The following is a 21,983-nucleotide window of genomic DNA, read 5'->3' as shown; positions in this document are numbered from 1 at the left end:
GGTTCTGGGCGGCACCCCCCTCTGCCCTGCCGGGCATCTCCCCCGCAAGGGGGGAGATCTACTCGCGGCCACGCCGTGTTCCATCGGGGCCGGTTCACCTTGTGGAAGCGGTCACGTCGCAGGAAGGCCGCGCGGCTTGCCAATCTCCCCCCTTGCGGGGGAGATGCCCGGCAGGGCAGAGGGGGGTATCCCATCGCCGCCGCATCTCGACCCCCGCACCACCCCGCTTCCCTTTTCCCGCAGAACATGCGACCAGCCGCGTCGTTGGCGCAGCTTCCGGTGGGAAGTCATCGCGCTAAGCTCGCTCACGGAGACTGCGGGTGCCAAAGCCCCTGCAACAGAGGACAACGCCATGACTGCCGCCATGCCGCAAGCCGCAGCGCCTGCAAACGACCAGCGCATCGGTGCCGTGCTGGTGTTCGGTTCCGCCGTGGTCTGGAGTTTCGGCGGTATGCTGGTGCGGTTTCTGCCGGATGCCGACAGCTGGACCATCGTGTTCTGGCGGTCGGTCTTCGCGGCGCTCTTTCTGCTGGGCTTCATGGCGCTGAGGGATGGTCCGCGCACCATGCTGCGGCTCTTCCCGGCCATGGGCCTGCCGGGTGTCGCGGTCGGGGCGTGTTTTGCCACGGCCTCCACCTCCTTCGTTCTGGCGCTCTCCTACACGACGGTCGCCAATGTCGTGCTGATTGGCGCGGCCGTACCGCTGATTGCGGCCTTGATGAGCTGGCTGATCTTCCGCGAGCGCGTGTCCCTGACCACCTGGATCGCCATTGCGCTGGTGATTGCCGGGGTTGGCATCATGGTCTCCGACAGCATGACGGGCTCCGTCTCGCCGCTGGGCGATGCGCTGGCCGTGCTCGTGGCGCTTGCCTTTGCCAGCGCCACCGTCATCACGCGCCGCTTCGCCCATGTGCGCATGACGCCCGCCGTGTGCCTGGGAACGCTGATGGCCGCAACCATGGCCGCCACGCAGACGCCCGCCTTTGCCGTCACCGCCCAGGAAATGCTGGTGCTGATCGCGCTCGGCGCCCTCAATTTTGGCCTTGGCCTTGCGCTTTTCGTCACCGGCGCCCGCCTCATTCCCTCGGCGCTGGCAGCCCTGCTGGGCACCGCCGAAACCGTGCTCCAGCCGCTCTGGGTGGCGATCGTCCACGGCGAGATACCGGCGGCATCCACCATGATCGGCGGGGCCGTGATGCTCGTCGCGCTCTTCGGTTACCTGACGGTGGAGATGCTGCGCCAGCAGCGCCGGCCCGCCGCCGCCGACGTGAAGCCTGTGCCCAAGCCTTGACTTTCGCGTCCAAATCCCGAAAGCCGGGGAGATAACGTCCCACCCGGAGCAGACGAACGATGAACACACCCGCGCCCGACGAAGAACGGCCGCTCTTCGGCAAGCCCTGGGTGTTTATCCGCGGCGTGCCGGCGCTCAAGTTCTTGCCGCCGGAAGGGCCGCCGGAGATCGCCTTTGCCGGCCGCTCCAATGTCGGCAAGTCTTCGCTGATCAATGCGCTGACGGGGCAGAAGGGCCTTGCCCGCACCTCCAACACGCCGGGCCGAACGCAGGAGCTGAACTACTTCGTGCCAGACGGCTATAGCGGCGCGGACGGCGACCTGCCGCCCATGGCGCTGGTCGATATGCCCGGCTACGGCTATGCCGAGGCGCCGAAGGAGACGGTCGACAACTGGACGAAACTTGTCTTCGACTATCTGCGCGGCCGTGCCACGCTGAAGCGCGTCTATGTGCTGATCGACAGCCGCCACGGCATCAAGAAGAACGACGAGGAGGTCATGGCCCTGCTCGACAAGGCGGCCATGTCCTACCAGCTGGTGCTGACCAAGACCGACAAGATCAAGGAAGCCGGCGTGCCCCGGCTTATTGCCGAAAGCCTGGAGCGCATCAGGAAGCGCCCGGCCGCCTATCCGGAAATCCTCTCGACGTCTTCCGAAAAGGGCAGGGGCCTCGACGAACTGCGCGCCGCCATCGTCAAGACTGTTACCACCTGACTGTCACGACCTGATTGTCACGACCCGACTGGCACGCCCTCAAGAAACAGCGACGCCGCGCCTGCCGTGGGGCAGACGCGGCGCGAGGATCGAGGAAGACGGCGACTGGACCCGAAGTGCCGCCGCCTCGCCGTGCCGATCCTGGGAGAACCACTTAGCTCTTCGGCAGCAGAACCTTGTCGATCACGTGGATCACGCCGTTGGACTGCTTGACGTCGGCAATCGTGACATTGGCCACGCCGCCGGTTTCATCGGTCAGCGTCACCTTGCCGCCATCGGCCTTGGCCTTGAGCACGCAGCCGCCGACGGTCTTGACGTCGTGGGTGCCGCCGTCATCGGCGATCATCTTGGCAAGGGCTGCGGACATCACGTCAGCGGCCACCACGTGGCAGGTCAGCACCTTCGTCAGCTGTTCCTTGTTTTCCGGCTTCAGAAGCGTATCGACCGTGCCGGCCGGAAGCGCCTCGAAGGCTTCGTTGGTCGGTGCGAACACGGTGAACGGGCCGGCGCCGGAGAGCGTCTCGACGAGGCCTGCGGCCTTCACGGCAGCGACCAGCGTGGTGTGGTCCTTCGAGTTGACGGCGTTTTCGACGATATTCTTGTTTTCATACATGGCGGCACCGCCAACCATCGGGTTCTCGGCATGCGCTGCCATCGTGCCGGCAGCAAGCATCGTGGCCACGGTCAGGGTGCGGATCATGGTCTTCAGCATGGGTCTTCCTTCCAGTTGTTGGTGGCGCTGCGCGGGCGTCATCCCGTCACTCCAGGCGCCATTCCTCCTTGGGAACGCTGCCATCTACGGGAGGGTCGGGAAGGAAGTTTCAGGCTGGTCAAAGAAAAATCGCCGAGGCGCCGAAAAAGAAAAAGGCCGGCGCTGCGGCCGACCTTTTTTCGATGGTGACGAGGTGCCCGGCTTCTACTCCGCCATCGCACCCACGAGGATGACCGGACCCGTCGCCACGCCCGTCGGCGAGCCGCCGAAGGGTTCCACGCTGACCGCAAGGGTCGCGCCCTTGGTGATGCCGGTGCGCAGGGCGGGCGAAACGGTGAGCGAACCCTCGCCCGTCTGCGGCAGGACGCCGAGGGACACGGTCTTGCCATCCGGCTTGACCAGCCACAGCTCCAGCGACTTCTGCTCGGCTGCGCCAGCCGCAACGGGCGTGACATCCAGCGTGCCGCTCGCCGCGTCATAATGCGCGACGAGGTCGATCGGCGCGTCCTTGCCCTTCATCTCGGCCACCAGCGGCGTGCGCGCGGTGCGCGGCGTCAGGATGTTGCCATTGCCAAAGGCAAGAAGCCCGGCAATGCCAGCGACGGAGGCGAGGGAAAAACCGCGCCAGAAGCCGATGGAATTCCAGATGCCGCGCGGGGCGCGTGCCTCCGAAGCAACCGCTTCGGCAAACAGGCGCTTTTCGATCGCCGCATAGGTGCTCTTGGGCGGTGCGATCGGCTCGTAGTCCTCGTCGAAGCTCGAAAGGTTGCTCTGCCAGCGGTCCACCATGGCGGCAAACGTGCGGTCGGTCGCAAGGCGCGATTCCACCTTGCGGCGGTCCTCGGCCGAGAGCACGCCCAGCACGTATTCGCCTGCAATCACCTCGTCACGCGTCGAGTCGCCACCCTTGGTACCCTTGCTGGTCATTGCTCCATGCACTCTCTCAGCTTCAACAGGCTGCGCCGCAGCCACGTTCTCATCGTATTCAGGGGCACGGAAAACATCTCCGCAAGTTCCTGATAGCTCAGGCCCTCCACATAGGCGCGGCGTACCGCCGTCGCCCTGTCTTCGCCCAGCCGTTCCATGCAACTGTCGATCCGGCGCCCCTCGGCGCGCAGCTCCACCTGCATTTCCGGATTCGGCGCAGAATCGGCCAAATCATAGGCCTCGTCAATCGTGTCTCCTACGGGCTTGCGGGCCCGAATCACGTCGATGGCGTGATTGCGCGCAATCGCCGCAAGCCAGGAAAGCGGCGTGGCCGAGCCCGTCGCAAAACGGTCGGCGCGCTGCCAGATCTTCACGTAGATTTCCTGGAGCGCTTCTTCCGCCTCGTTCCTGTCCCTCAGAATACGCACGCAGATCGCGAAAAGTTTCGGGCTGGTCTGCTGGTAGAGAACGGAAAAGGCTTTCCTGTCCTTCAAGGCGACGCGACCGATCAGGTCGGAAATCGTCTCGGCATCAGTCATGGATATCACCCGTCCCGTTTGCATGGTCATGTGCAGGCCGGCGCCCCGCCGCGTCTTGCTGACGGCGGATGCCCTGCTGTCGGCTGCTGAAAGATCGGTCATGGCCGCGTCACTCCTCGCCAGCTCGGCTTTGCAAACCGGCTGTCACTACGCCGTCACGTCGTGCGCGGATCATGTTCCGCCGGAAATGCGCTGCCTCCCGTCATTTGCTCCGCATCCGGCATTTTCTTTCGCTCCGTCATGTTCTAGAGCGGTGGGCGATCATTTGCAGGGGTATACCATGTCCGCAACCGAAAGCGAAACGCAGGCCCGTCTTCTGGCCCAGGCTCTGCCCTATATGCAGCGCTATGAAAACAAGACAATCGTCGTGAAATATGGCGGCCACGCCATGGGCAATGCCGAGCTCGGCAAGGCCTTCGCCGAGGATATCGCGCTGCTCAAGCAGTCGGGCGTCAACCCGATCGTCGTCCATGGCGGCGGCCCGCAGATCGGCGCCATGCTGACCAAGATGGGCATCGAATCGAAGTTTGAGGGTGGCCTGCGCGTCACCGACCAGAAGACGGTCGAGATCGTCGAGATGGTTCTGGCCGGCTCCATCAACAAGGAGATCGTCGCCCTCATCAACCAGACCGGCGAATGGGCGATCGGGCTCTGCGGCAAGGACGGCAACATGGTCTTCGCCGAAAAGGCGGAGAAGAAGGTGCGCGACCCCGACAGCAACATCGAGCGCGTGCTCGATCTCGGCTTTGTCGGCGATGTCGTGGAAGTCGACCGCACGCTGCTCGATCTGCTCGCCCGCTCCGAGATGATTCCGGTCATCGCGCCGGTGGCGCCCGGCCGCGACGGCCACACCTACAACATCAATGCCGACACCTTTGCCGGCGCCATCGCCGGTGCGCTGAACGCCACGCGCCTGCTCTTCCTCACCGACGTTCCCGGCGTGCTCAACAAGAACGGCGAACTGATCAAGGAACTCTCGGTCGCCGAGGCCCATGCGCTGATCGCCGACGGCACGATTTCCGGCGGCATGATCCCCAAGGTCGAAACCTGCATCGAGGCCATCCAGGCCGGCGTGCAGGGCGTCGTCATCCTCAACGGCAAGACGGCCCACTCGGTGCTGCTCGAAATCTTCACCGAGCACGGCGCGGGAACGCTCATCGTTCCCTGAGCGCGTCTTTGACCGGTGGCATGTGAAAAAGGCGGCGGCGTCAGCTGGCCGCCTTTTCCTTTGCCGCCTCGGCAGGACGCTTGAGCGATAGCGGCGCCTGCGTCGCCTCGAAACTCTCCACCCGCTGGTCGTAGACCGGCGAGATCGTGCCCATCACGCGGTCCCAGAAGGAGAAGTAGTTCGCGTAATTGAAGCGGAACTCGGCATGGTGCTGGTCGTGATAGGTCGTGCACAGCATGGGCGAGGGGTAGCGCGCCGTCTTCGACGCGAAATATTCGAACCCCGCATGGCCGAAGGTGCCGTTGATCTGGTCGAAGGCCCGGTGCGCGAGGAGAATGACGGGCGGGATCGGCACGATGAAGACGACCACGGCATAAAAGCCCTGCGAAAGCGCCGTATCGACGAGCCCGATGGAATCATTGCTCCAGGCGGTCGGCGCCACGCTCTTGTGGTGCAGGGCGTGATATTTGTAGAGCGGCTTGGTGTGCAGCGCCCGGTGGGCGAAATAGAACCAGGCGTCGAAGAGCACCATGGTGAGCAGGAAGAGCGGCAGCGCCGTCCACCAGCTGAAATCCCAGGGCGTGATCGTCCAGCCCTGAAGCTGGGCGAAGATGCCGATGGCAACCGACAGGCAGGTGACGAGGATCGACGCCATGCTCTGGCGGATTTCCGCCTGCCGGCGCTTCTCCCCGAACCGCCCCTTCTGGATGCGGCGTTCCGGGTTGCGGTCATTCATCCAGCTGATGCCGAAGCCCAGGATGAAATAGACGGCAACCGTCACGGCATAGAGGGCGGCCAGAATGCCGCCGAAAAGCAAGGCGCCGTCGAGAAAGCCGTTCATCATTCCGTTTCCGTTCGTTTCGCTGTCTTCCGAGCCGCTTTTACCACGTGGACGGCGCGCCTGCATCGCCTTTCGGCGGCGTGCTCTGTCTTGACGCACCCTATTTCCAGGCAAGCAGCAGCAGGATGCCGGAAACGATCAGCAGGCAGCCCGTCACCTCGATCCGGTTGATGCGCTCCCGGAAGATGAAGACCGAGGAGATAAAGGTGAAGACCAGCTCGATCTGGCCGAGCGCCCGCACATAGGCCACCTGCTGCAGCGTCATGGCCGTGAACCAGCAGGCCGAGCCCGTGACGCCGGCGAGCCCCACAAGGCTGGAGGAGCGCCAGGAGCGCGCCACGCGGCCGATCTCGGCCCGATCCGTGATCGCCATCCAGACCAGCATGTAGACGGTCTGGAAGCCCGTGACGCAGGCGAGCGTGAAAGCCGCCTGCATGATCGGCTGGTCGCCGCCCAGCGAAAGCGAGGCGGAGCGATAGGCGACGGCGGAAATGCCGAAGACGGCGCCCGACGCGATGCCGATCAGCGCCTCGCGGCTCGTCATGGCCCGCACCAGGTTGCCGGGGGAGAGCCGCTGGCGCGCCACCGAAATCAGCATGACGCCGATGACGCCGACGATAATCGCCGCCACCGCGCCCGCCGTCAGCCGCTCGCCGAGGATGATGAGGCCGAACAAGGCTGCCTGCACCGGCTCCGTCTTGGAATAGGCGGTACCGACGGCGAAATTGCGCAGCGAGAAGAGATGGACGAGGAGGATCGTCGCGTAGATCTGCGCAAGTCCCCCGATGATGCCCCAGACCGCGAAGGTAAGGTTCGGCTGCGGCATCCGGTAGCCGGCGAAGGCGGCCAGTGCCGCAACATAGAGGATGGCGACGGGAAAGCCGTAGCCGAAGCGGGCAAAGCTCGCCCCCGTCGTGCCGAGCGAGCTGCGCAGATGCTTCTGCAGGGCCGAGCGCAGGTTCTGCAGGAAGGCGGCTGCGATGGTGATGGGGATCCAGGCGTCCATGATGTTATGGCGGTACCATGCACCCCGGCACGGGAGAAGCGGAAAATCCGCATCATGGCCCGGCGCGCCGAAGAAGCCTCTTCGCGGCGGGCGCGCACCATGCCATAAGGTCGCCCATGACCGATTATCGCCGCGCCCCGACCAAGGCCGAATTCGCCCATGTCACCGACTGGGTCTTCGACCTCGACAACACGCTCTATCCCCATCACGTCGATCTCTTCGCGCAGATCGACCGCAACATGACCGCCTATGTGGCGACCCTGCTGACCCTGTCGCCGGAAGAGGCGCGCGTTCTCCAGAAACAGTATTACCGCGATCATGGCACCACGCTGCAGGGCCTGATGCTGCATCACGGCGTGGACCCCGACGACTTCCTCGAAAAAGCCCATGCGATCGACTACGGCGTCGTGCCGGCCGATCCGGAGCTGGGCGAGATGATCAAAGCCCTGCCGGGGCGCAAGTTCATCTTCACCAATGGCAGCGTGCGCCATGCGGAAATGACGGCCCGCGCGCTCGGTATTCTCGAGCATTTCGACGACATCTTCGACATCGTCGCCGCCGGCTACACGCCGAAGCCCGCCGGCGAGACCTACGACAAGTTCATGAGCCTGCACCGCGTCGATACCAAACGCGCCGCCATGTTCGAGGATCTGCCCCGCAACCTCGTCGTGCCCCGCGCACTCGGCATGAAGACCGTGCTTCTGGTGCCCCGCAACCTCGAATACGACGTTGCCGAAGCCTGGGAACGCGCCGATGAGACCGCCGACCAGATCGATTTCATCACCGAGAACCTGACGACGTTCCTCTCGCATCTCGTGTGAGGGACGAATCGTGCTGTCATGAGGTGGCTGTCGGTCTTCGCACGACCTGGGCCGGGTATGATCTGGCGCGCAAGGCGGAGCTGACACGGTTTCAGGACGCCGACCTGAACCACACACTCCGTCATCCTCTGCCTCCGAGCCAGGATCCACGCCACAGCCGCTGGAAGGAAAGTCGATGCTCGGGTCAAGCCCGCGCATGACACTGGAGAGGTGTCACCCACCCAGAGCCCTCGTCTTGGCCTGTTCCACGCCACACCCCAACCACGCCCCAAAACGAAAAAGGCGCCGGCCGAAGCCGACGCCCAGTTCTGGGAGGATGCTGTTCTGATCAGGCGGCGGCCGTTGCCTGGCCCGGCAGCGGCACTTCCGAGATCGTCTTCAGAACCTGGGAAGCGATCTGGTAGGGGTCGCCCTGGGAGTTCGGACGGCGGTCTTCGAGGTAGCCCTTGTAGTCGTTCTTGACGAACGAGTGGGGAACGCGGATCGAGGCGCCACGGTCGGCAACGCCGTAGGAGAACTTGTTCCACGGAGCCGTTTCGTGCTTGCCGGTCAGGCGCAGATGGTTGTCCGGGCCGTAGACATCGATGTGGGCCTGCAGGTTCTTTTCGAACTGCGCCATGAGCGCTTCGAAATAGTCCTTGCCGCCGACTTCGCGCATGAACTTGGTGGAGAAGTTGCAGTGCATGCCCGAGCCGTTCCAGTCGGTGTCGCCGAGCGGCTTGCAGTGGAACTCGATGTCGATGCCGTACTTTTCCGTCAGGCGGAGCAGCAGGTAGCGGGCCATCCAGACTTCGTCGGCGGCGCGCTTGGAGCCCTTGCCGAACACCTGGAATTCCCACTGGCCCTTGGCCACTTCGGCGTTGATGCCTTCGTGGTTGATGCCGGCGGCGAGGCAGAGGTCGAGATGCTCCTCGACGATTTCGCGGGCGACGTCACCGACGTTCTTGTAGCCGACGCCGGTGTAGTACGGACCCTGCGGAGCCGGGTAGCCGGATTCCGGGAAGCCGAGCGGGCGGCCGTCCTGGTAGAAGAAGTATTCCTGTTCGAAGCCGAACCAGGCGCCTTCATCGTCGAGAATGGTGGCGCGGGCGTTCGACGGGTGCGGCGTGACGCCATCGGGCATCATGACTTCGCACATGACGAGAACGCCGTTGGTGCGGGCCGGATCCGGGTAGAGGGCGACCGGCTTCAGCACGCAGTCCGACGAGCGGCCTTCGGCCTGCTGGGTCGAGGAACCGTCAAAGCCCCAGAGCGGCAGCTGCTCGAGCGTCGGGAAGGAATCGAATTCCTTGATCTGCGTCTTGCCACGAAGGTTCGGCGTCGGCTTGTAGCCGTCGAGCCAGATGTACTCGAGCTTGTATTTGGTCATTTCAACTCTCTCTTTAAGTTACCCGTCGAGGTGAAAGCGGGCCTTTCGCAGAGGGCCCGCAGAAGCAGGTCCAAGCCGGTCGTGGCCTTCGCAAAAGGAAATGCATATCGCGTGCCAGATTCGAGCGGGCGAGTTCTGGGCGAGTCGCAGGATCGGGACGAATCGGGTGCGCCAGGGTGCGAAACAGCGCAAGCGGACGGCAAAAACCGGAACAGAATCCGGCGGATAGGTCAGCGCCCCTGACCTTTTGACGTCAGGCGTGATTAGCCGCTTTTTTTAGCGCTGCGGCAAAATCGCACTAAAAAGCTGCAATTGACCGGAACCCGCCCAGCTCGATTCGTATTTCGCACACAAGGCCCTCGGCAGGACTGCACAAAAAATTGGCTTTGACCGCCTATTTTTTAAGTTTTCGGCGCTCGGCTCGAAATTTAGGCGGCAAATGCAAAAAAAGTAATCAGAAAGAACAATTTATGTGCATTTGACCGCGGCTTTTGGTATGATCCCTGTCAAAGGTCATCGAAAGGAGTTCAGTCATGTTGACCACCCCGCATCGCGAAAGCGCACAGATTATCGCATTCCCGGCGGGTGGACGGCGCGGCTTCCTTCGGCAGGCGCAGATCGGTTCGGACGCAAAGGTGTCCGACAATATCTGCGTCGAAGCGCTGGATACCTGCTGGTATCACAGCGACGCCATCCGCACGGCCACCCCTTCGACCATGGACCCCTGGCGCCAGTAAGCCATCGGGACAGTCCTTTCTCGCACGCCCCTGCCGGATAAAGCCCGGTGGGGGCGTTTGCGTTTGTTCGGTCGCTTTTCGGAAATGTGGAGGGACAGTGTCGAAGCTGGCGCAAAGTTGTGTCGAAAAGCTGATTTTTTCCAAGGATTTGCATTACGAAACTGTAACTGGATTCCGCCACCGTCATCCCTATTCTCCGTCCGCAGGGACTTAGAGAAAGGACCATCCCCATGACGATCCGATCCATCGCTGCCGCAGGCCTTGCCGTGGCGCTTCTCTCCACCGCCACCCTTCCGGCCTTCGCGGCCAAGGACAATGCCGGCAACGACCGCCGTGATCCCGGGCAGCGCTTCGAATGGATGCTGAAGCGGCTCGATACCAACAAGGACGGCAAGATCTCGCTTGCGGAACTTCAGGCCGATACGGCCAAGCGCTTCAGCGTTGCCGACAAGGACGGCAATGGCGAGATCAGCCGCGACGAAATGAAGAGCGTGCGCAAGGCCGTGAAGGACGCCCGCCACGCGCTGCGCGAAGAGCGCCGGGGTGAGAAAGGCCAGAAGAACGAGGAGGCGCGCCGGGAAGCGCGGGAGAAGGTCCAGCAGGCCCGTCTCGCCATGGTGCCCGGCATGCGCAAGGGCGCCTTCAAGCGCGCCGATGTCGATGGCAATGGCAGCCTGAGCCGGGCCGAAGTCGATGCGCTCGTCAGCGCCCGCTTCAAGCGCCTGGACAAGAACGGCGACGGCTTCATCGATGCCGCCGACTTCACGCGCAAGATCTGACCGGACCGGTAGCCCCGGATAAGGATCGGCCCGGAAGGCGCTCTTGCCGTCCGGGCCGCTCGTCTGTCGGGTGTCCTTATCGCTGGCCGGAGGCGAGCGGAATGCCGTCCACCAGCGGGTCGACCTTGGCGTAGAAGCGCGAGATGATCTCCCAGGCCTCGTCGGCCGTCTCCACGAAGTGCACGAGATCGAGATCGTTGGGCGCAATGGTGCCGAAATCGGCCAGCGCCTGGAAATCGATGATCTTGCGCCAGAAGGCCTCGCCGAAGAGGATCAGCGGCACCAGTGCCATGCGGCCGGTCTGCATCAGCGTAATCGTCTCGAAGAGCTCGTCCATGGTGCCGAAGCCGCCCGGAAACACCGTCACGGCCTTGGCGCGCACCAGGAAGTGCATCTTCCGGATCGCGAAATAGTGGAAATTGAAGGAGAGGTCCGGCGTGACATAGGGGTTCGGCGCCTGCTCGTGCGGCAGCACGATGTTGAGGCCGATCGAGGGCGCGCCGACATCGGCCGCACCGCGGTTGCCGGCCTCCATCACGCCCGGCCCGCCGCCCGTCACCACCACGAATTCGCGGTAGCCGGAAAGGGCGGCATGTTCGGAGCACAGCCGGGCGAATTTGCGCGCTTCATCGTAATAGACCGAGGCCGCCGTCAGGTTGGCCCGCTGCGTCTCGTTCTTCGCCGCCCAGGCATCGCCGCCGGGTTCGGGAATGCGCGCGCCGCCGAACAGCACGACGGTGGATTTGATGCCGTGCTCGGCCAGCACCATCTCGGGCTTCAGGAGTTCCAGCTGCAGGCGGATCGGCCGCAACTCCTCCCGGCAGAGAAAGTCGTCGTCGGTATAGGCGAGCCGGTAGGTCGGCGACATCGTCTGCGGCGTTTCCGGCACGGCGCGGGCGCGGTGCTTGTCCTGCTGGCTGTCGGCCAGCGCGTCCCAGACGCCGTCCTTGCGGCGAAGGTTTGCCTTTTTCATGCGTGCCATGTCGTCTCTTCCAGGGGTTTCCTCGTGCGTCCGTCATGACGCTTCGGGTGCTTTCTCGCACATTGGGGCGGGATGAGGGCCATCGCGCCCGTCACGGTCGCGGCGGTCTTCGGCCTTTGCCCGGGCGCGTGCCGGCGGCATATGGCACGCAATCGTTCGCAGGTCGCGGCAAGACCCTCTTTGGCCGCGGCCCGAAAAGCACTTCATCTTTTCGGGTGCATGTTCTAGAGGGGTTTCACCATCCAAACAGACTATCCGTCGAAGCTTAAGGAATTCCGATGACCGCCCATGACACCGCCACCCTGTCGCGCATCGTCGAAGACGCCTTCGAGGCCCGCGATACGATCTCCACCAGCACCCGCGGCGAAGTCCGCGACGCCGTGGACGAAGCGCTGAACCTGCTCGACAGCGGCAAGGCCCGCGTCGCCGTGCGCGGCGAAGACGGCACCTGGACGGTGAACCAGTGGCTGAAGAAGGCCGTGCTTCTCTCCTTCCGCCTCAACCCGATGGAAATCGTGCGCGGCGGTCCGGGCGAATCGGTCTGGTGGGACAAGGTGCCCTCCAAGTTCGACGGCTGGAGCGTCAACGAATTCGAACGCGCCGGCTTCCGCGCCGTGCCGAACTGCGTCGTGCGCCGTTCCGCCTATATCGCGCCGAACGCCATCCTGATGCCCTCCTTCGTCAACCTCGGCGCCTATGTCGGCGAGGGCACCATGGTCGATACCTGGGCCACCGTCGGCTCCTGCGCACAGATCGGCAAGCATGTGCACCTGTCCGGCGGCGTCGGCATCGGCGGCGTTCTGGAGCCCATGCAGGCCGGCCCGACCATCATCGAGGACAACTGCTTCATCGGCGCCCGCTCCGAAGTCGTCGAAGGCTGCATCGTGCGCGAAGGCTCCGTGCTCGGCATGGGCGTCTTCATCGGCAAGTCCACCAAGATCGTCAACCGCGCCACCGGCGAGATCACCTATGGCGAAGTGCCGCCCTATTCGGTCGTCGTCGCCGGCTCGCTGCCGACCGGCGCTACCATGCCGAACGGCCAGCCGGCCCCCAATCTCTACTGCGCCGTCATCGTCAAGACGGTGGATGAGAAGACCCGTTCCAAGACCGGCATCAACGAACTGCTGCGGGATTGATCCGATGCAGGTCGAGGCGTCTCCGGCCGGCATGGGCTGGCTGTTCTTCAGCCCGGCCGGCCGGCTGGGGCGCCTTGCCTTCTTTCTCGCCTGGCTCTTCTGGCTGGCGGTCGCCGGGGTGCCGGTGGCGCAGATTGTGGCCCATCGTGCCGAGGTCGGCACGCCGATGGTCTGGAGCGTGGTCTTCATCCTCGTTGCCGCCGTTTCCGTCGTCTCGCTGGTCATGCTCGCCATCAAGCGGCTGCACGACCTGAACCAGCCGGCGCCGCTGGCCATCTGCCTCTTCATTCCGGCGCTCAGCATCTTTGCCTTTGCCGCTCTCTGCTGGCTGCCGGGAACGCCCGGCCCAAATCCCTACGGCCCGGCCACGGACAGGCCGCGGAGCTGACCGTTTCTCCGCACGCCGCGACATCGAAGCGCCGTGACAGGCCGTGGGCGATGGTCTAAAACGCGGGCTCCAACAGGAATGCCCCATGTCGATCCCCCAGTCCTCCGCCACGCCTGCCGTCTCCACCGATCCCGTCGCCAATCTCGCAAGCCTCATCCGCTGTGCCTCCGTGACCCCGGCCGAAGGCGGCGCGCTGAGCGCGCTCGAAGCCATGCTCGCGCCGCTGGGCTTTGCCGTTGATCGCGTCACCATGACCGAGGAGGGCACGCCCGACATCGAGAACCTCTATGCCCGGCTTGGCAGCGATGGCCCGCATCTGATGTTTGCCGGCCATACGGATGTCGTGCCGGTTGGCGATGCGGCGAGCTGGACCCATCCTCCCTTTTCCGCCGAAATTGCCGGCGGCGAAATGTACGGACGCGGCGCGGTGGACATGAAGGGCGGCATCGCCTGCTTCGTCGCCGCCGTCGCCCGCATCAAGGCCCGCCTGGGCGCGCTCCCCGGTTCCGTCTCGCTGCTGATCACCGGCGACGAGGAAGGCCCGGCCATCAACGGCACGGTGAAGCTGCTCGAATGGGCAAAGGCCCGCGGCGAGCGCTGGGATGCCTGCCTTGTGGGCGAGCCCACCAATCCTGATCGCCTCGGCGACATGATCAAGATCGGCCGGCGCGGCTCGCTCTCCGGCACCGTGACCGTGCACGGTGTGCAGGGCCATGCCGCCTATCCGCATCTGGCCGACAACCCCGTGCGCGGCGTGCTGTCGCTGGCTGAGGCCCTGATGGACCCGCCCTTCGATACCGGGACGGCGGAGTTTCCGGCCTCCAACCTCGAAGTGACCTCCATCGATGTCGGCAACCCCGCCGTCAATGTGATCCCGGCAAAAGCGACGGCAAGCTTCAACATCCGCTTCAACGATTGCTGGACCGCCGACAGCCTGATGGCCGAGATCGAGGCGCGGCTGGCGCGGGCGGCCGAGGCCTCGCCCTTGCGCGAAGGCCGCCCGCCCGTGCGCTACACGCTCGCCTGGCGCGAGCGGCCGAGCCATGTCTTCCTCACCCGCAACAATGCGCTGATCGGCTCGCTGTCGGCCGCTGTCGAGGCGACCATCGGCCGGGCGCCGGCGCTGTCGACCACCGGCGGCACCTCCGATGCGCGCTTCATCAAGGATTACTGCCCCGTCGTGGAGTTCGGCCTTGTCGGCCAGACCATGCATATGGTGGACGAGCGCGTGCCGGTTGCCGATCTGGAGACGCTGACCCGCATCTACGAAGCCTTCATCGAGCGCTGGTTTGCCGATGCCGGGCTTTGAGGAAATCTCCGTCTACCTGCGCGGCATCTTCGCCCTGGTGATGGGCCGGCGCGAGGGCCTGTCCTGGCTCGATGTCAGCGCCGGCGGCGTCTGGCGATCCTTCTACGCGATTGTCTGGAGCCTGCCGGCGCTGGCGATTGGCTGGGCCTCCTTCCGCCTGTCCTTCCTCGCAGCTTTTCCGGCCGGCACATCGGTCGGTGCAGGCTTTTTCGTCAAACTTCTGATCATCGACGTGATGTCCTGGGTCGGACCGCTTCTGATCATCGCCATTCTGTCGAAGCCGCTCGGCTTTTCCGACATGATCGGCCCGCTGATCGTCGCGTCGAACTGGTTCTCGCTGCCGGCGCTTTATTTCGGCGCCGTGCCGATCGCGCTGGAACTCATCCTGCCCGGGTCGATCGGCATCGCCTCTTTCCTGATGCTCGTCGTGCTCCTGGCCTCGATTTTTGCGCTGTTCCGCATCATCCGGGCCATTACCGGCGACCAGACCCTGCTGGCGATGGCGCTCACGACGCTCTTCATCCTGCCGGCCGTCATCATCGCCCAGCTTTTGCAGCACGCTTTCGGGCTCGGCTGAGAGCGCTACTCGGCATCGTCTTCGGCGGTTTCCTGCGGCGCATCCGCATCGCGGTAGTCCACCTGCATGAAATAGAGACCTTCCGGCGGCGCGACCGGCCCGCAGGCCTTGCGGTCCGCGGCCTTCAGCGCGCGCTCGACGTCGTCAGGCGTCCAGCGCCCTTCGCCCACCAGCTTCAACGTGCCGGCGAGCGACCGGATCTGGTTGTGCAGGAAGCTCTGCGCGCTGGCGCGAATATGGATTTCCTCGCCCGCTACCGTCACGGAGAGAAGGTCCAGCGTGCGCACCGGGCTCGTTGCCTGGCAGTGGGCAGAGCGGAAGGTTGTGAAATCGTGCCGGCCGACGAGCCGGTCGGCCGCGGCCTGCATCGCCGCCGCATCGAGCGGTTTGGCCACCCACCAGACGCGGTTGGCCTCCAGCGCCGGCTGCCCGCGCCGGCAGAGGATACGGTAGAGATAATGCCGGCGGATGGCGGAGAAGCGGGCGTCGAAACTGTCCGGCACCGCTTCGGCCTCCAGCACCGAGACGGCATCGCCGGCAAGCCTGAGATGCGCATTCAGCGCATTGGCGAGCTTGAAGGCCGACCACGGCCTGACGAGATCGACATGGGCAACCTGGCCGCGCGCATGCACGCCGCTATCGGTGCGCCCCGCGCCGCGGATCGAGACGGTCTCCTGGGATGCCGCCAGAACGGCCGCCTCCAGCGCGCCCTGCACGGAGCGGCCATTGTCCTGCCGCTGCCAGCCGACGAAACGGGTGCCGTCATATTCTACGGTGAGCTTGAAACGCGCCATCAGCCGGCCGACCGCGCGATGAGCGTGCCGACGGGAAGGGCGGTGCCGCGCAGGAAGTCCTCCGCCGCCAGCGCCTTGCCGCCCGCCTTCTGCAACCGCGTCAGCCGCACCGCGCCGCTGCCGCAGGCAATGTCAAGCTTCTCGGAAACGACGGTGCCCGGCGCACCGCTGCCCTCGCCGAGCGTCGAGCCCAGCACCTTGATGCGCTCCGGCTTGCCGCCGATCACGGCCTCGAGCCAGGCGCCAGGGAAGGGGGCAAGCCCGCGAATATGGTTGTGAACGGTTTCGGCCGGCTGGCTGAAATCGATCTCGGTTTCGGCCTTCGATATCTTCTGGGCGTAGACGACACCCTCTTCGGCCTGCGGCGTCAGCGGCAGGTCGTTGGCGTCGAGCCGTCCCATCGCCTCGCGCATCAGCCGCCCGCCCACCTGCATCATCCTGTCGTGCAGCTCGCCGCCCGTCATGTCCGGGGCAATCGTCACGCGCTCGGTCAGCGCCACGGGGCCGGTGTCCAGTCCCTTGTCCATCTTCATGATCATCATGCCCGTCTCGGCATCGCCGGCCATGATCGCCCGTTGCAGGGGTGCCGCGCCCCGCCAGCGCGGCAGGAGCGAGGCATGGCCGTTGTAGCAGCCGAGCCGCGTGCCGGAGAGGATCGCTTCCGGCAGCAAGAGCCCGTAGGCAACGACGACCGCCACATCCGCATCGAAGGCGCGGAAGGTGGCGCGGTCTTCCTCGGCGCGGAAATTGAGCGGTGTGAGAACGGGGATGCCCAGGAGCTCGGCGGCCTGATGCACCGGTGACTTCACCGTCTCCAGCCCCCGCCGTCCGGCCGGACGCGGCGGCTGCGAATAGCAGGCGACGATCTCGTGCCCCGCTTCCTTCAGAGCCGCCAGCGTCGGCACCGAAAAGGCAGGCGTTCCCATGAAAATGATCTTGAGCGGCATCGGCAATCCCGTGTTTGCCCCGTTCAAACCCCTTCCGCCCCTGAGATCAAGCCTTTTTTCTCGCGTCTGTAGGCGCTGGGGCTCATGCCGGTGCCGCGCAGGAATTCCCGGTTGAAGTTGGACTTGGTCATGAAGCCGGCCTCGAAGGCGACCTGAGTCACCGCCATGTCGGTTTCGGAAAGGAGCCGCTGCGCTTGCCGCACGCGCAGCCCGTTCACATAGCCGGATACGGAGACGCCGTGGACGCGGTTGATGGCCTGCGAGACCGCGCGGGCCGGCCGCTTTAGCCGCCGGGCAAGCCGCATGAGGTTGAGATCCACGTCGCGGTAAAGCTCTGTCTCGCGCATCAGCCGGTCCACCTCGGCGGCAATGGCCGTGTCCTCGCTGCTGGCATCGCCGCCCGCCTGCTCGGGCGTCTCATCTTCCGGTTCCGCCAGTGCCGTTTCCGTGCGCTCCTGCCCGCCGGGATCGGCAAAGGCGGCGGCGAGCGAGAAGAGCGCAAGGCCGATCGTCGTGCCCGTGGAGACGACAAGCCCGCTGTAGCGCCCGCCCGAGACGGCGAAGTCGATGTTGATGACGATGTCCGACAGCGCCGAGGCGACCAGCGTCCAACCGGTGACGGTCATGGCGCGGTGCGAGGGGCCGACGCCGTCGAGGCGGGCCGTCGCCAGCCGGTCCGGTCCGCCGCGCGCCAAGAGAAGGACAGCCGCGCCATAGGCGGCGAATTCGATGATGATCAGCAGCCCCACGCCATCGCGCCAGAACAGCAGGAGCAGGATGACGGCAAACGGAAAGCCAAGATGCGGCCAGTCGGAAAGGCCGGGTCGCCCGCGACCGTTCGCCAGCCCGCGGAAGGCGATATAGGCGAGCGGCGGCACCGCGGTGCCGACCACCGCCATCAGCGGCAGAAGCTCTGTCATGCCATAGCCCCAGCGCGCGCCGACGAGCAGCGATTGCAGGCCATAGACGCCGTAGAGCAGCAGAAAGGTGGTCGCATCGTCACCCCGTTCGGCCGCCCCGCGCACCAGCCGCACGGCAAAGACGAAGAGCAGCACCACAATGACGAAGGGGAGGGGGATCAACAGCACGCGGCAGGTCTTTCATCAGGCATCAGGCGTGGTCTGACCTTTATCGCGATCCGGCGCGACCTGAAACACGTTCGAGGTCGCCGGTTTTTCGGTGTGGCGGGAAAAGGAAGCGGTGTTCAACCGAGCCTGAAAGGCACTGCCATGACCGACCCCGATCCGAAGCCCCACGCCGCGCCCCGGCCGTCCTTCCTCCGTCGCCTGCTGAAGCGCAAGGCCTTCACCATTCCCGCCGGCATCGTGCTCGCCATCATCCTGCTCGATGCCGGCAATGGCCTCTTCACTCGCAAGACGCTCGCCGCCGGCCCCCTCGACACCACTGCGGTCGAACGCATCGCCGTCAAGGGTGCGGCAAGCCGCATCACGATCACCGCCGACCCGTCCAGACCCTTCGAGGCGCGCCTGACGGGCGAGCGTTCCGGCTGGGGCGCGGCCTGGCGTTCGGCCTGGTTCGCCCATGACTGCACGCCCGGCGCCAGCCTTGTCGTCAATGCCGGCACGCTGGACGTCGATACCGGCCGAGCGCCTTACGACTTCGGCCTGGACGATTGCACGCTGACGCTGTCGGCCAATGTCCGCCCCGAGGCCGCCGTCATGATTGACCAGAAGGCCGCGGCCATCACGCTCGCCGGCGATTTCTCCAGCCTCGACATCCGTTCCGATGCGGGCGATGTCCGCGTCGATGGCCATGCCGACCTCATCTCGCTTTCCGGCGCCGCGCTGCGCGCCCGCATCGCCTTCGATACGGTGCGCAACAACGAGACGATCCGGCTGATGGGCGCGATGATGGAGGCCGGCCTCACCTTCCCGCCGGGCACCGCCATCGCCTACCTCGTGGAAGCGACCGCCTCTTACATCGACAGCAAACTGCCCAATACCCCGGGCGCCAAGCCCGCCGTCGAAATCCGCGGCGACATGGTTCACGCGACGATCCGGTGACGGGGCAAGCCCTGTAAGGGCGCAGAAGGACGAGGACGTCCTCAGATCGCCTTGGTGCCGCGAGTCTTGGAGGCCTTGGTGAACTTGCGGATCACCATGTCGCGCTTCAGTTTCGAGATGTGGTCGATGAAGAGCGTGCCGTTGAGGTGGTCGATCTCGTGCTGCAGGCAGGTGGCGAGCAGGCCGTCGGCATCGATGGTCTGCATCTTGCCGTCGCGATTGACGAATTCGACGGTGAGCGTGGCGGGGCGCTCGACCTCGGCGTAGTAGTCCGGAATCGAGAGGCAGCCTTCCTCGTACACGGATCGCTCATCCGACGATTTGAGGATCGTCGGGTTGATCACCACCAGCGGCTGCTTCTCCTCGCCCTCCTTGGAGACGTCGATGACCAGGAGCCGGCGCGGCACGCCGATCTGGATGGCCGCAAGGCCGATGCCGGGTGCATCATACATGGTTTCCAGCATGTCGTCGGCAAGCTTGCGCACCGCATCGTCCACGGTGGCGACGGGTTCGGACACCTGCTTCAGCAGGGGATCGGGCAGGATGATGATCGGCTTGATGGTCATGGCGCTCCCATAGCTCATCTTTTTTGCGGATGGAATTCGCCTCACGGCAAAATTTGCGGGCCCGACCGGCAGGCCGCGCGGTTTCATCAGTATGTTCACGTTTTGATCTGGATCCTGCCACGGGATCTGCTAGGCTCCGCTTATGGAACAGTCCCTTTCGCTTCATGCGCCGCTTTTCGTCATCGCCGGCCAGCCGGTCAGCGCCGGGCTCCTGCTTGCCGTTGTCCTGCCGCTCGCCGTGGTTCTCCTCGTCGTCTGGCGGCTTGCGCGTCGCGGGGAGGGTGCGGATGACGAGCGCCTGGCTGTGCTGCTGGCGACGCAGGCGGAGATGCAGGGGCGGATCGCCGCGCTCGCCGATGTCTTCGGCACGCGGCAGGCGGAGATGAACCGGGCGATCGGCGAACGGCTCGATTGCATGAGCGACCGGATCGGCGCGACACTCGGCGAACAGACCCGCGCCACGCATGACAATCTGCGCCGCCTGCAGGAGCGGCTGGCGGTGATCGATACGGCCCAGGCCAATATCCAGACGCTGGCGAAAGACATGGCGGGCCTGCAGGCCATTCTCGCCAACAAGCAGACGCGCGGTGCCTTCGGGCAGGCGCGCATGGAAGCGATCGTCGCCGATGGCCTGCCGAGCGGTGCCTATGCCTTCCAGGCAACGCTCTCGAATGGCGCGCGGCCGGACTGCGCCATCCGCATGCCGAACGGCCAGCCGCCGCTGGTCATCGACGCGAAGTTTCCGCTGGAAGCGTGGAACAGTTTTCGCGCGGCGAGCGACCCCGAGGCCGCCCGCATTGCCGCCCAGCGCTTTCGCCGCGATGTGGAGGTGCATATCCGCGATATCGCCCAGAAATATCTGCTGCCGGGCGAAACGCAGGATACCGCCTTCCTCTTCGTGCCTTCCGAAGCGATCTTCGCCGATATCCACGAACGTTTCGAGCAGGTGGTGGAGCGCGCCCAGCACCAGCGCATCGTCATCGTCTCGCCCTCGCTGATGATGCTGTCGATCCAGCTGATCCAGTCGATCCTGCGCGACCAGCGGCTGCGGGAAGAGGCGCATCTGATCCAGGGTGAGGTGCGCCACCTGATGGCGGATCTCGCGCGCCTCGACGAGCGTGTCCAGAAACTGCGCGGTCACTTCGCCCTGACCCAGCGCGATGTCGAGGAGATCGTCACCTCCACCGAAAAGCTCAAACGGCGTGGCGACCGGATCGAGGCGTTGGAGCTGGCCTCCGATGCCGCGCCAGCGAAGCCTTCGAGTGATGCAGCCCAACCCGTCGAAAGCCGGCTCGGGGCGCTCCGGTTGCGGGTGGTTGACGAGGACTGATCCTCTCGGGCAGTGTCCGGCCGATTGCACGGGAGGCGATCGCGGCCGGCGTCCGGCTCTCCTTCGGAGGCATGGGCACGGCGGGATCTGTCCCGTGTTCGACACGAACGGCAGGACCCAGCACCCATGATCACCGTCTTCGGCTCCATCAACATGGACCTTATCGCCACCACCGAGCGCCTGCCGAAGCCGGGCGAGACGGTTGCCGGTTCCGGCTTTTCTACGGCCGCCGGCGGCAAGGGCGCCAATCAGGCGCTGGCTGCCCGCCGGGCCGGTGCCGCGGTGCGCATGGCCGGTGCCGTCGGCTCCGACAATTTCGCCGAGCCGGCGCTGGCGCTGATGCGTGAAGCCGGTGCCGATCTCTCAGCCGTCAGGACATCCGATCTCCCGACCGGCACCGCCCATATCCTTGTCGGCGGTGATGGCGAGAACGTCATCGTCGTCGTCGCCAGCGCCAACGGCACTGTGAGCGTCGATGACGCCCGTGCCGCCGTGGCCGCGATGGAGGCCGGCGACACGCTGATGCTGCAACTCGAAATTCCGGCGGCAAGCGTCGAGGCGGCCATCGCCGCCGCCCGCGAAAAGGGCGTGCGCTCCGTCATCAACATCGCCCCGCTGACATCCGATGCGGCCCGCCTCGGCCGCCTTGCCGATATCGTTGTGGCAAACGAGACCGAGTTCGAGCGTCTCGCCGGTGTTGAGGGCATGGACGCCGAGCGCCGGGAAGCCGAGATGCGCAAGCTGCACGGCGAAACCGGCCAGACGCTGATCGTCACGCTCGGCGCGGACGGCGTCATCGCCATCCGGGACGGTATCGTTCGCCGGGCAAAGGGTCTCGTGATCGAGCCGGTCGATACCGTCGGTGCCGGTGACACCTTCTGCGGCTATCTCGCCGCGTCCCTCGATGCCGGCATGGATTTCGAGGCGGCGCTGCGCCGCGCCGCCGTTGCCGGCTCGCTTGCCTGCCTGAAGCCCGGCGCCCAGCCGGCCATTCCGTGGGCGGCCGATGTGGCCGAACGCGCCTGAA

The 21,983-nt window shown here is 65.3% G+C and carries 24 protein-coding genes; 13 read left to right on the top strand and 11 right to left on the bottom strand.

The genetic code is table 11. From position 1 onward, the window contains the following. Positions 1–352 precede the first annotated feature (352 nt). Positions 353–1,291 (top strand): DMT family transporter, encoded by a 939-nt coding sequence (locus tag ACED18_RS08995; RefSeq protein ID WP_377291269.1) that lies wholly within the window; start codon positions 353–355, stop codon positions 1,289–1,291. Positions 1,292–1,350: 59 nt separating this feature from the next. Next, positions 1,351–2,004, top strand: coding sequence for a ribosome biogenesis GTP-binding protein YihA/YsxC (yihA, locus tag ACED18_RS08990; RefSeq protein WP_377291267.1), 654 nt, complete (start codon positions 1,351–1,353; stop codon positions 2,002–2,004). Positions 2,005–2,158: 154 nt separating this feature from the next. On the opposite strand, the gene ACED18_RS08985 is transcribed toward yihA, so the two are convergent. From ACED18_RS08985 to ACED18_RS08975, 3 genes are all read right to left on the bottom strand, one after another. Next, complete coding sequence (locus tag ACED18_RS08985) at positions 2,159–2,716, bottom strand: fasciclin domain-containing protein (RefSeq protein WP_377291265.1); 558 nt, start codon at positions 2,714–2,716, stop codon at positions 2,159–2,161. A 204-nt stretch (positions 2,717–2,920) separates the two neighbouring features. Further along, positions 2,921–3,643 carry an anti-sigma factor domain-containing protein gene (locus tag ACED18_RS08980; RefSeq protein WP_377291263.1) on the bottom strand — a complete coding sequence of 241 codons (723 nt, stop codon included), beginning with the start codon at positions 3,641–3,643 and terminating at the stop codon, positions 2,921–2,923. Next, positions 3,640–4,182 carry a sigma-70 family RNA polymerase sigma factor gene (locus ACED18_RS08975; RefSeq protein ID WP_377291898.1) on the bottom strand — a complete coding sequence of 181 codons (543 nt, stop codon included), beginning with the start codon at positions 4,180–4,182 and terminating at the stop codon, positions 3,640–3,642. Before ACED18_RS08975 ends, ACED18_RS08980 begins: the two co-directional genes overlap by 4 nt. A gap of 280 nt (positions 4,183–4,462) precedes the next feature. On the opposite strand from ACED18_RS08975, the gene argB reads away from it, so the two are divergent. Continuing rightward, complete coding sequence (gene argB / locus ACED18_RS08970) at positions 4,463–5,350, top strand: acetylglutamate kinase (RefSeq protein ID WP_377291261.1); 888 nt, start codon at positions 4,463–4,465, stop codon at positions 5,348–5,350. A gap of 40 nt (positions 5,351–5,390) precedes the next feature. Here argB and ACED18_RS08965 read toward each other — a convergent pair whose 3' ends face one another. After that, a complete protein-coding gene (locus tag ACED18_RS08965) occupies positions 5,391–6,191 on the bottom strand; it encodes a sterol desaturase family protein (RefSeq protein ID WP_377291259.1) in 801 nt (266 codons plus the stop codon). 100 nt (positions 6,192–6,291) lie between these two features. Next, on the bottom strand, positions 6,292–7,197 hold the full coding sequence (locus ACED18_RS08960) for an EamA family transporter (protein WP_377291257.1): 906 nt from the start codon (positions 7,195–7,197) through the stop codon (positions 6,292–6,294). A 116-nt stretch (positions 7,198–7,313) separates the two neighbouring features. Between ACED18_RS08960 and ACED18_RS08955 the strand changes: the two genes are divergently transcribed. Further along, positions 7,314–8,018: a pyrimidine 5'-nucleotidase gene (locus ACED18_RS08955; protein ID WP_377291255.1), complete on the top strand. Its 705-nt coding sequence runs from the start codon at positions 7,314–7,316 to the stop codon at positions 8,016–8,018. Positions 8,019–8,346: 328 nt separating this feature from the next. On the opposite strand, the gene ACED18_RS08950 is transcribed toward ACED18_RS08955, so the two are convergent. Continuing rightward, positions 8,347–9,387, bottom strand: coding sequence for a glutamine synthetase beta-grasp domain-containing protein (locus ACED18_RS08950; protein WP_377291253.1), 1,041 nt, complete (start codon positions 9,385–9,387; stop codon positions 8,347–8,349). Between the two features lie 533 nt (positions 9,388–9,920). On the opposite strand from ACED18_RS08950, the gene ACED18_RS08945 reads away from it, so the two are divergent. Next, the gene (locus tag ACED18_RS08945) at positions 9,921–10,124 is read left to right on the top strand and encodes a DUF2735 domain-containing protein (protein WP_377291251.1); all 204 of its coding nucleotides are present in this window, start codon (positions 9,921–9,923) and stop codon (positions 10,122–10,124) included. 230 nt (positions 10,125–10,354) lie between these two features. Continuing rightward, positions 10,355–10,903, top strand: a complete 549-nt coding sequence (locus ACED18_RS08940) for an EF-hand domain-containing protein (protein ID WP_377291249.1) — start codon at positions 10,355–10,357, stop codon at positions 10,901–10,903. Between the two features lie 76 nt (positions 10,904–10,979). Here ACED18_RS08940 and ACED18_RS08935 read toward each other — a convergent pair whose 3' ends face one another. Beyond that, positions 10,980–11,885: an LOG family protein gene (locus tag ACED18_RS08935; protein ID WP_377291247.1), complete on the bottom strand. Its 906-nt coding sequence runs from the start codon at positions 11,883–11,885 to the stop codon at positions 10,980–10,982. 278 nt (positions 11,886–12,163) lie between these two features. Between ACED18_RS08935 and dapD the strand changes: the two genes are divergently transcribed. The 4 genes from dapD (at position 12,164) to ACED18_RS08915 (ending at position 15,295) form a co-directional block, all read left to right on the top strand. Further along, a complete protein-coding gene (dapD, locus tag ACED18_RS08930) occupies positions 12,164–13,021 on the top strand; it encodes a 2,3,4,5-tetrahydropyridine-2,6-dicarboxylate N-succinyltransferase (protein ID WP_377291245.1) in 858 nt (285 codons plus the stop codon). Between the two features lie 4 nt (positions 13,022–13,025). Beyond that, positions 13,026–13,409 carry a DUF805 domain-containing protein gene (locus ACED18_RS08925; RefSeq protein ID WP_377291243.1) on the top strand — a complete coding sequence of 128 codons (384 nt, stop codon included), beginning with the start codon at positions 13,026–13,028 and terminating at the stop codon, positions 13,407–13,409. A gap of 85 nt (positions 13,410–13,494) precedes the next feature. Continuing rightward, on the top strand, positions 13,495–14,718 hold the full coding sequence (dapE, locus tag ACED18_RS08920) for a succinyl-diaminopimelate desuccinylase (RefSeq protein ID WP_377291241.1): 1,224 nt from the start codon (positions 13,495–13,497) through the stop codon (positions 14,716–14,718). Then, positions 14,705–15,295: a hypothetical protein gene (locus ACED18_RS08915; RefSeq protein WP_377291239.1), complete on the top strand. Its 591-nt coding sequence runs from the start codon at positions 14,705–14,707 to the stop codon at positions 15,293–15,295. Before dapE ends, ACED18_RS08915 begins: the two co-directional genes overlap by 14 nt. A gap of 5 nt (positions 15,296–15,300) precedes the next feature. Here the strand turns inward: ACED18_RS08915 and truA are convergent, their stop codons facing one another. From truA to ACED18_RS08900, 3 genes are read right to left on the bottom strand one after another with little or no spacing between them, the layout of a single operon-like run. Continuing rightward, positions 15,301–16,089, bottom strand: a complete 789-nt coding sequence (gene truA, locus ACED18_RS08910; RefSeq protein WP_377291237.1) for a tRNA pseudouridine(38-40) synthase TruA — start codon at positions 16,087–16,089, stop codon at positions 15,301–15,303. Then, positions 16,089–17,036: a methionyl-tRNA formyltransferase gene (gene fmt, locus ACED18_RS08905; RefSeq protein WP_377291235.1), complete on the bottom strand. Its 948-nt coding sequence runs from the start codon at positions 17,034–17,036 to the stop codon at positions 16,089–16,091. Before fmt ends, truA begins: the two co-directional genes overlap by 1 nt. A gap of 23 nt (positions 17,037–17,059) precedes the next feature. Then, positions 17,060–18,124 carry a helix-turn-helix domain-containing protein gene (locus tag ACED18_RS08900; protein ID WP_377291233.1) on the bottom strand — a complete coding sequence of 355 codons (1,065 nt, stop codon included), beginning with the start codon at positions 18,122–18,124 and terminating at the stop codon, positions 17,060–17,062. A 141-nt stretch (positions 18,125–18,265) separates the two neighbouring features. Here ACED18_RS08900 and ACED18_RS08895 point away from each other — a divergent pair, with 141 nt between their 5' ends. After that, positions 18,266–19,060, top strand: coding sequence for a hypothetical protein (locus ACED18_RS08895; RefSeq protein WP_377291231.1), 795 nt, complete (start codon positions 18,266–18,268; stop codon positions 19,058–19,060). A gap of 41 nt (positions 19,061–19,101) precedes the next feature. Here the strand turns inward: ACED18_RS08895 and def are convergent, their stop codons facing one another. Then, the gene (gene def / locus ACED18_RS08890) at positions 19,102–19,626 is read right to left on the bottom strand and encodes a peptide deformylase (RefSeq protein WP_377291229.1); all 525 of its coding nucleotides are present in this window, start codon (positions 19,624–19,626) and stop codon (positions 19,102–19,104) included. A gap of 142 nt (positions 19,627–19,768) precedes the next feature. On the opposite strand from def, the gene ACED18_RS08885 reads away from it, so the two are divergent. Together ACED18_RS08885 and ACED18_RS08880 are read left to right on the top strand one after the other, a co-directional pair. After that, the gene (locus ACED18_RS08885) at positions 19,769–20,956 is read left to right on the top strand and encodes a DNA recombination protein RmuC (protein WP_377291227.1); all 1,188 of its coding nucleotides are present in this window, start codon (positions 19,769–19,771) and stop codon (positions 20,954–20,956) included. A gap of 126 nt (positions 20,957–21,082) precedes the next feature. After that, positions 21,083–21,982, top strand: a complete 900-nt coding sequence (locus tag ACED18_RS08880; RefSeq protein WP_377291225.1) for a ribokinase — start codon at positions 21,083–21,085, stop codon at positions 21,980–21,982. Position 21,983 lies beyond the last annotated feature (1 nt).

It is taken from the genome of Rhizobium sp. SG2393 (genome assembly GCF_042610495.1).
In the GTDB taxonomy this organism is placed as follows: Bacteria; Pseudomonadota; Alphaproteobacteria; order Rhizobiales; family Rhizobiaceae; genus RU20A.
This window is presented reverse-complemented; position numbering and strand designations above follow the sequence as displayed.

What these genes read in the sequence shown, in the direction of transcription:
- ACED18_RS08995 (WP_377291269.1), top strand. Translation starts at nt 353, where the DNA reads ATGACTGCCGCCATGCCGCAAGCCGCAGCGCCTGCAAACGACCAGCGC.
- yihA (WP_377291267.1), top strand. Translation starts at nt 1,351, where the DNA reads ATGAACACACCCGCGCCCGACGAAGAACGGCCGCTCTTCGGCAAGCCC.
- ACED18_RS08985 (WP_377291265.1), bottom strand. Translation starts at nt 2,716, where the DNA reads ATGCTGAAGACCATGATCCGCACCCTGACCGTGGCCACGATGCTTGCT.
- ACED18_RS08980 (WP_377291263.1), bottom strand. Translation starts at nt 3,643, where the DNA reads ATGACCAGCAAGGGTACCAAGGGTGGCGACTCGACGCGTGACGAGGTG.
- ACED18_RS08975 (WP_377291898.1), bottom strand. Translation starts at nt 4,182, where the DNA reads ATGACTGATGCCGAGACGATTTCCGACCTGATCGGTCGCGTCGCCTTG.
- argB (WP_377291261.1), top strand. Translation starts at nt 4,463, where the DNA reads ATGTCCGCAACCGAAAGCGAAACGCAGGCCCGTCTTCTGGCCCAGGCT.
- ACED18_RS08965 (WP_377291259.1), bottom strand. Translation starts at nt 6,191, where the DNA reads ATGAACGGCTTTCTCGACGGCGCCTTGCTTTTCGGCGGCATTCTGGCC.
- ACED18_RS08960 (WP_377291257.1), bottom strand. Translation starts at nt 7,197, where the DNA reads ATGGACGCCTGGATCCCCATCACCATCGCAGCCGCCTTCCTGCAGAAC.
- ACED18_RS08955 (WP_377291255.1), top strand. Translation starts at nt 7,314, where the DNA reads ATGACCGATTATCGCCGCGCCCCGACCAAGGCCGAATTCGCCCATGTC.
- ACED18_RS08950 (WP_377291253.1), bottom strand. Translation starts at nt 9,387, where the DNA reads ATGACCAAATACAAGCTCGAGTACATCTGGCTCGACGGCTACAAGCCG.
- ACED18_RS08945 (WP_377291251.1), top strand. Translation starts at nt 9,921, where the DNA reads ATGTTGACCACCCCGCATCGCGAAAGCGCACAGATTATCGCATTCCCG.
- ACED18_RS08940 (WP_377291249.1), top strand. Translation starts at nt 10,355, where the DNA reads ATGACGATCCGATCCATCGCTGCCGCAGGCCTTGCCGTGGCGCTTCTC.
- ACED18_RS08935 (WP_377291247.1), bottom strand. Translation starts at nt 11,885, where the DNA reads ATGGCACGCATGAAAAAGGCAAACCTTCGCCGCAAGGACGGCGTCTGG.
- dapD (WP_377291245.1), top strand. Translation starts at nt 12,164, where the DNA reads ATGACCGCCCATGACACCGCCACCCTGTCGCGCATCGTCGAAGACGCC.
- ACED18_RS08925 (WP_377291243.1), top strand. Translation starts at nt 13,026, where the DNA reads ATGCAGGTCGAGGCGTCTCCGGCCGGCATGGGCTGGCTGTTCTTCAGC.
- dapE (WP_377291241.1), top strand. Translation starts at nt 13,495, where the DNA reads ATGTCGATCCCCCAGTCCTCCGCCACGCCTGCCGTCTCCACCGATCCC.
- ACED18_RS08915 (WP_377291239.1), top strand. Translation starts at nt 14,705, where the DNA reads ATGCCGGGCTTTGAGGAAATCTCCGTCTACCTGCGCGGCATCTTCGCC.
- truA (WP_377291237.1), bottom strand. Translation starts at nt 16,089, where the DNA reads ATGGCGCGTTTCAAGCTCACCGTAGAATATGACGGCACCCGTTTCGTC.
- fmt (WP_377291235.1), bottom strand. Translation starts at nt 17,036, where the DNA reads ATGCCGCTCAAGATCATTTTCATGGGAACGCCTGCCTTTTCGGTGCCG.
- ACED18_RS08895 (WP_377291231.1), top strand. Translation starts at nt 18,266, where the DNA reads ATGACCGACCCCGATCCGAAGCCCCACGCCGCGCCCCGGCCGTCCTTC.
- def (WP_377291229.1), bottom strand. Translation starts at nt 19,626, where the DNA reads ATGACCATCAAGCCGATCATCATCCTGCCCGATCCCCTGCTGAAGCAG.
- ACED18_RS08885 (WP_377291227.1), top strand. Translation starts at nt 19,769, where the DNA reads ATGGAACAGTCCCTTTCGCTTCATGCGCCGCTTTTCGTCATCGCCGGC.
- ACED18_RS08880 (WP_377291225.1), top strand. Translation starts at nt 21,083, where the DNA reads ATGATCACCGTCTTCGGCTCCATCAACATGGACCTTATCGCCACCACC.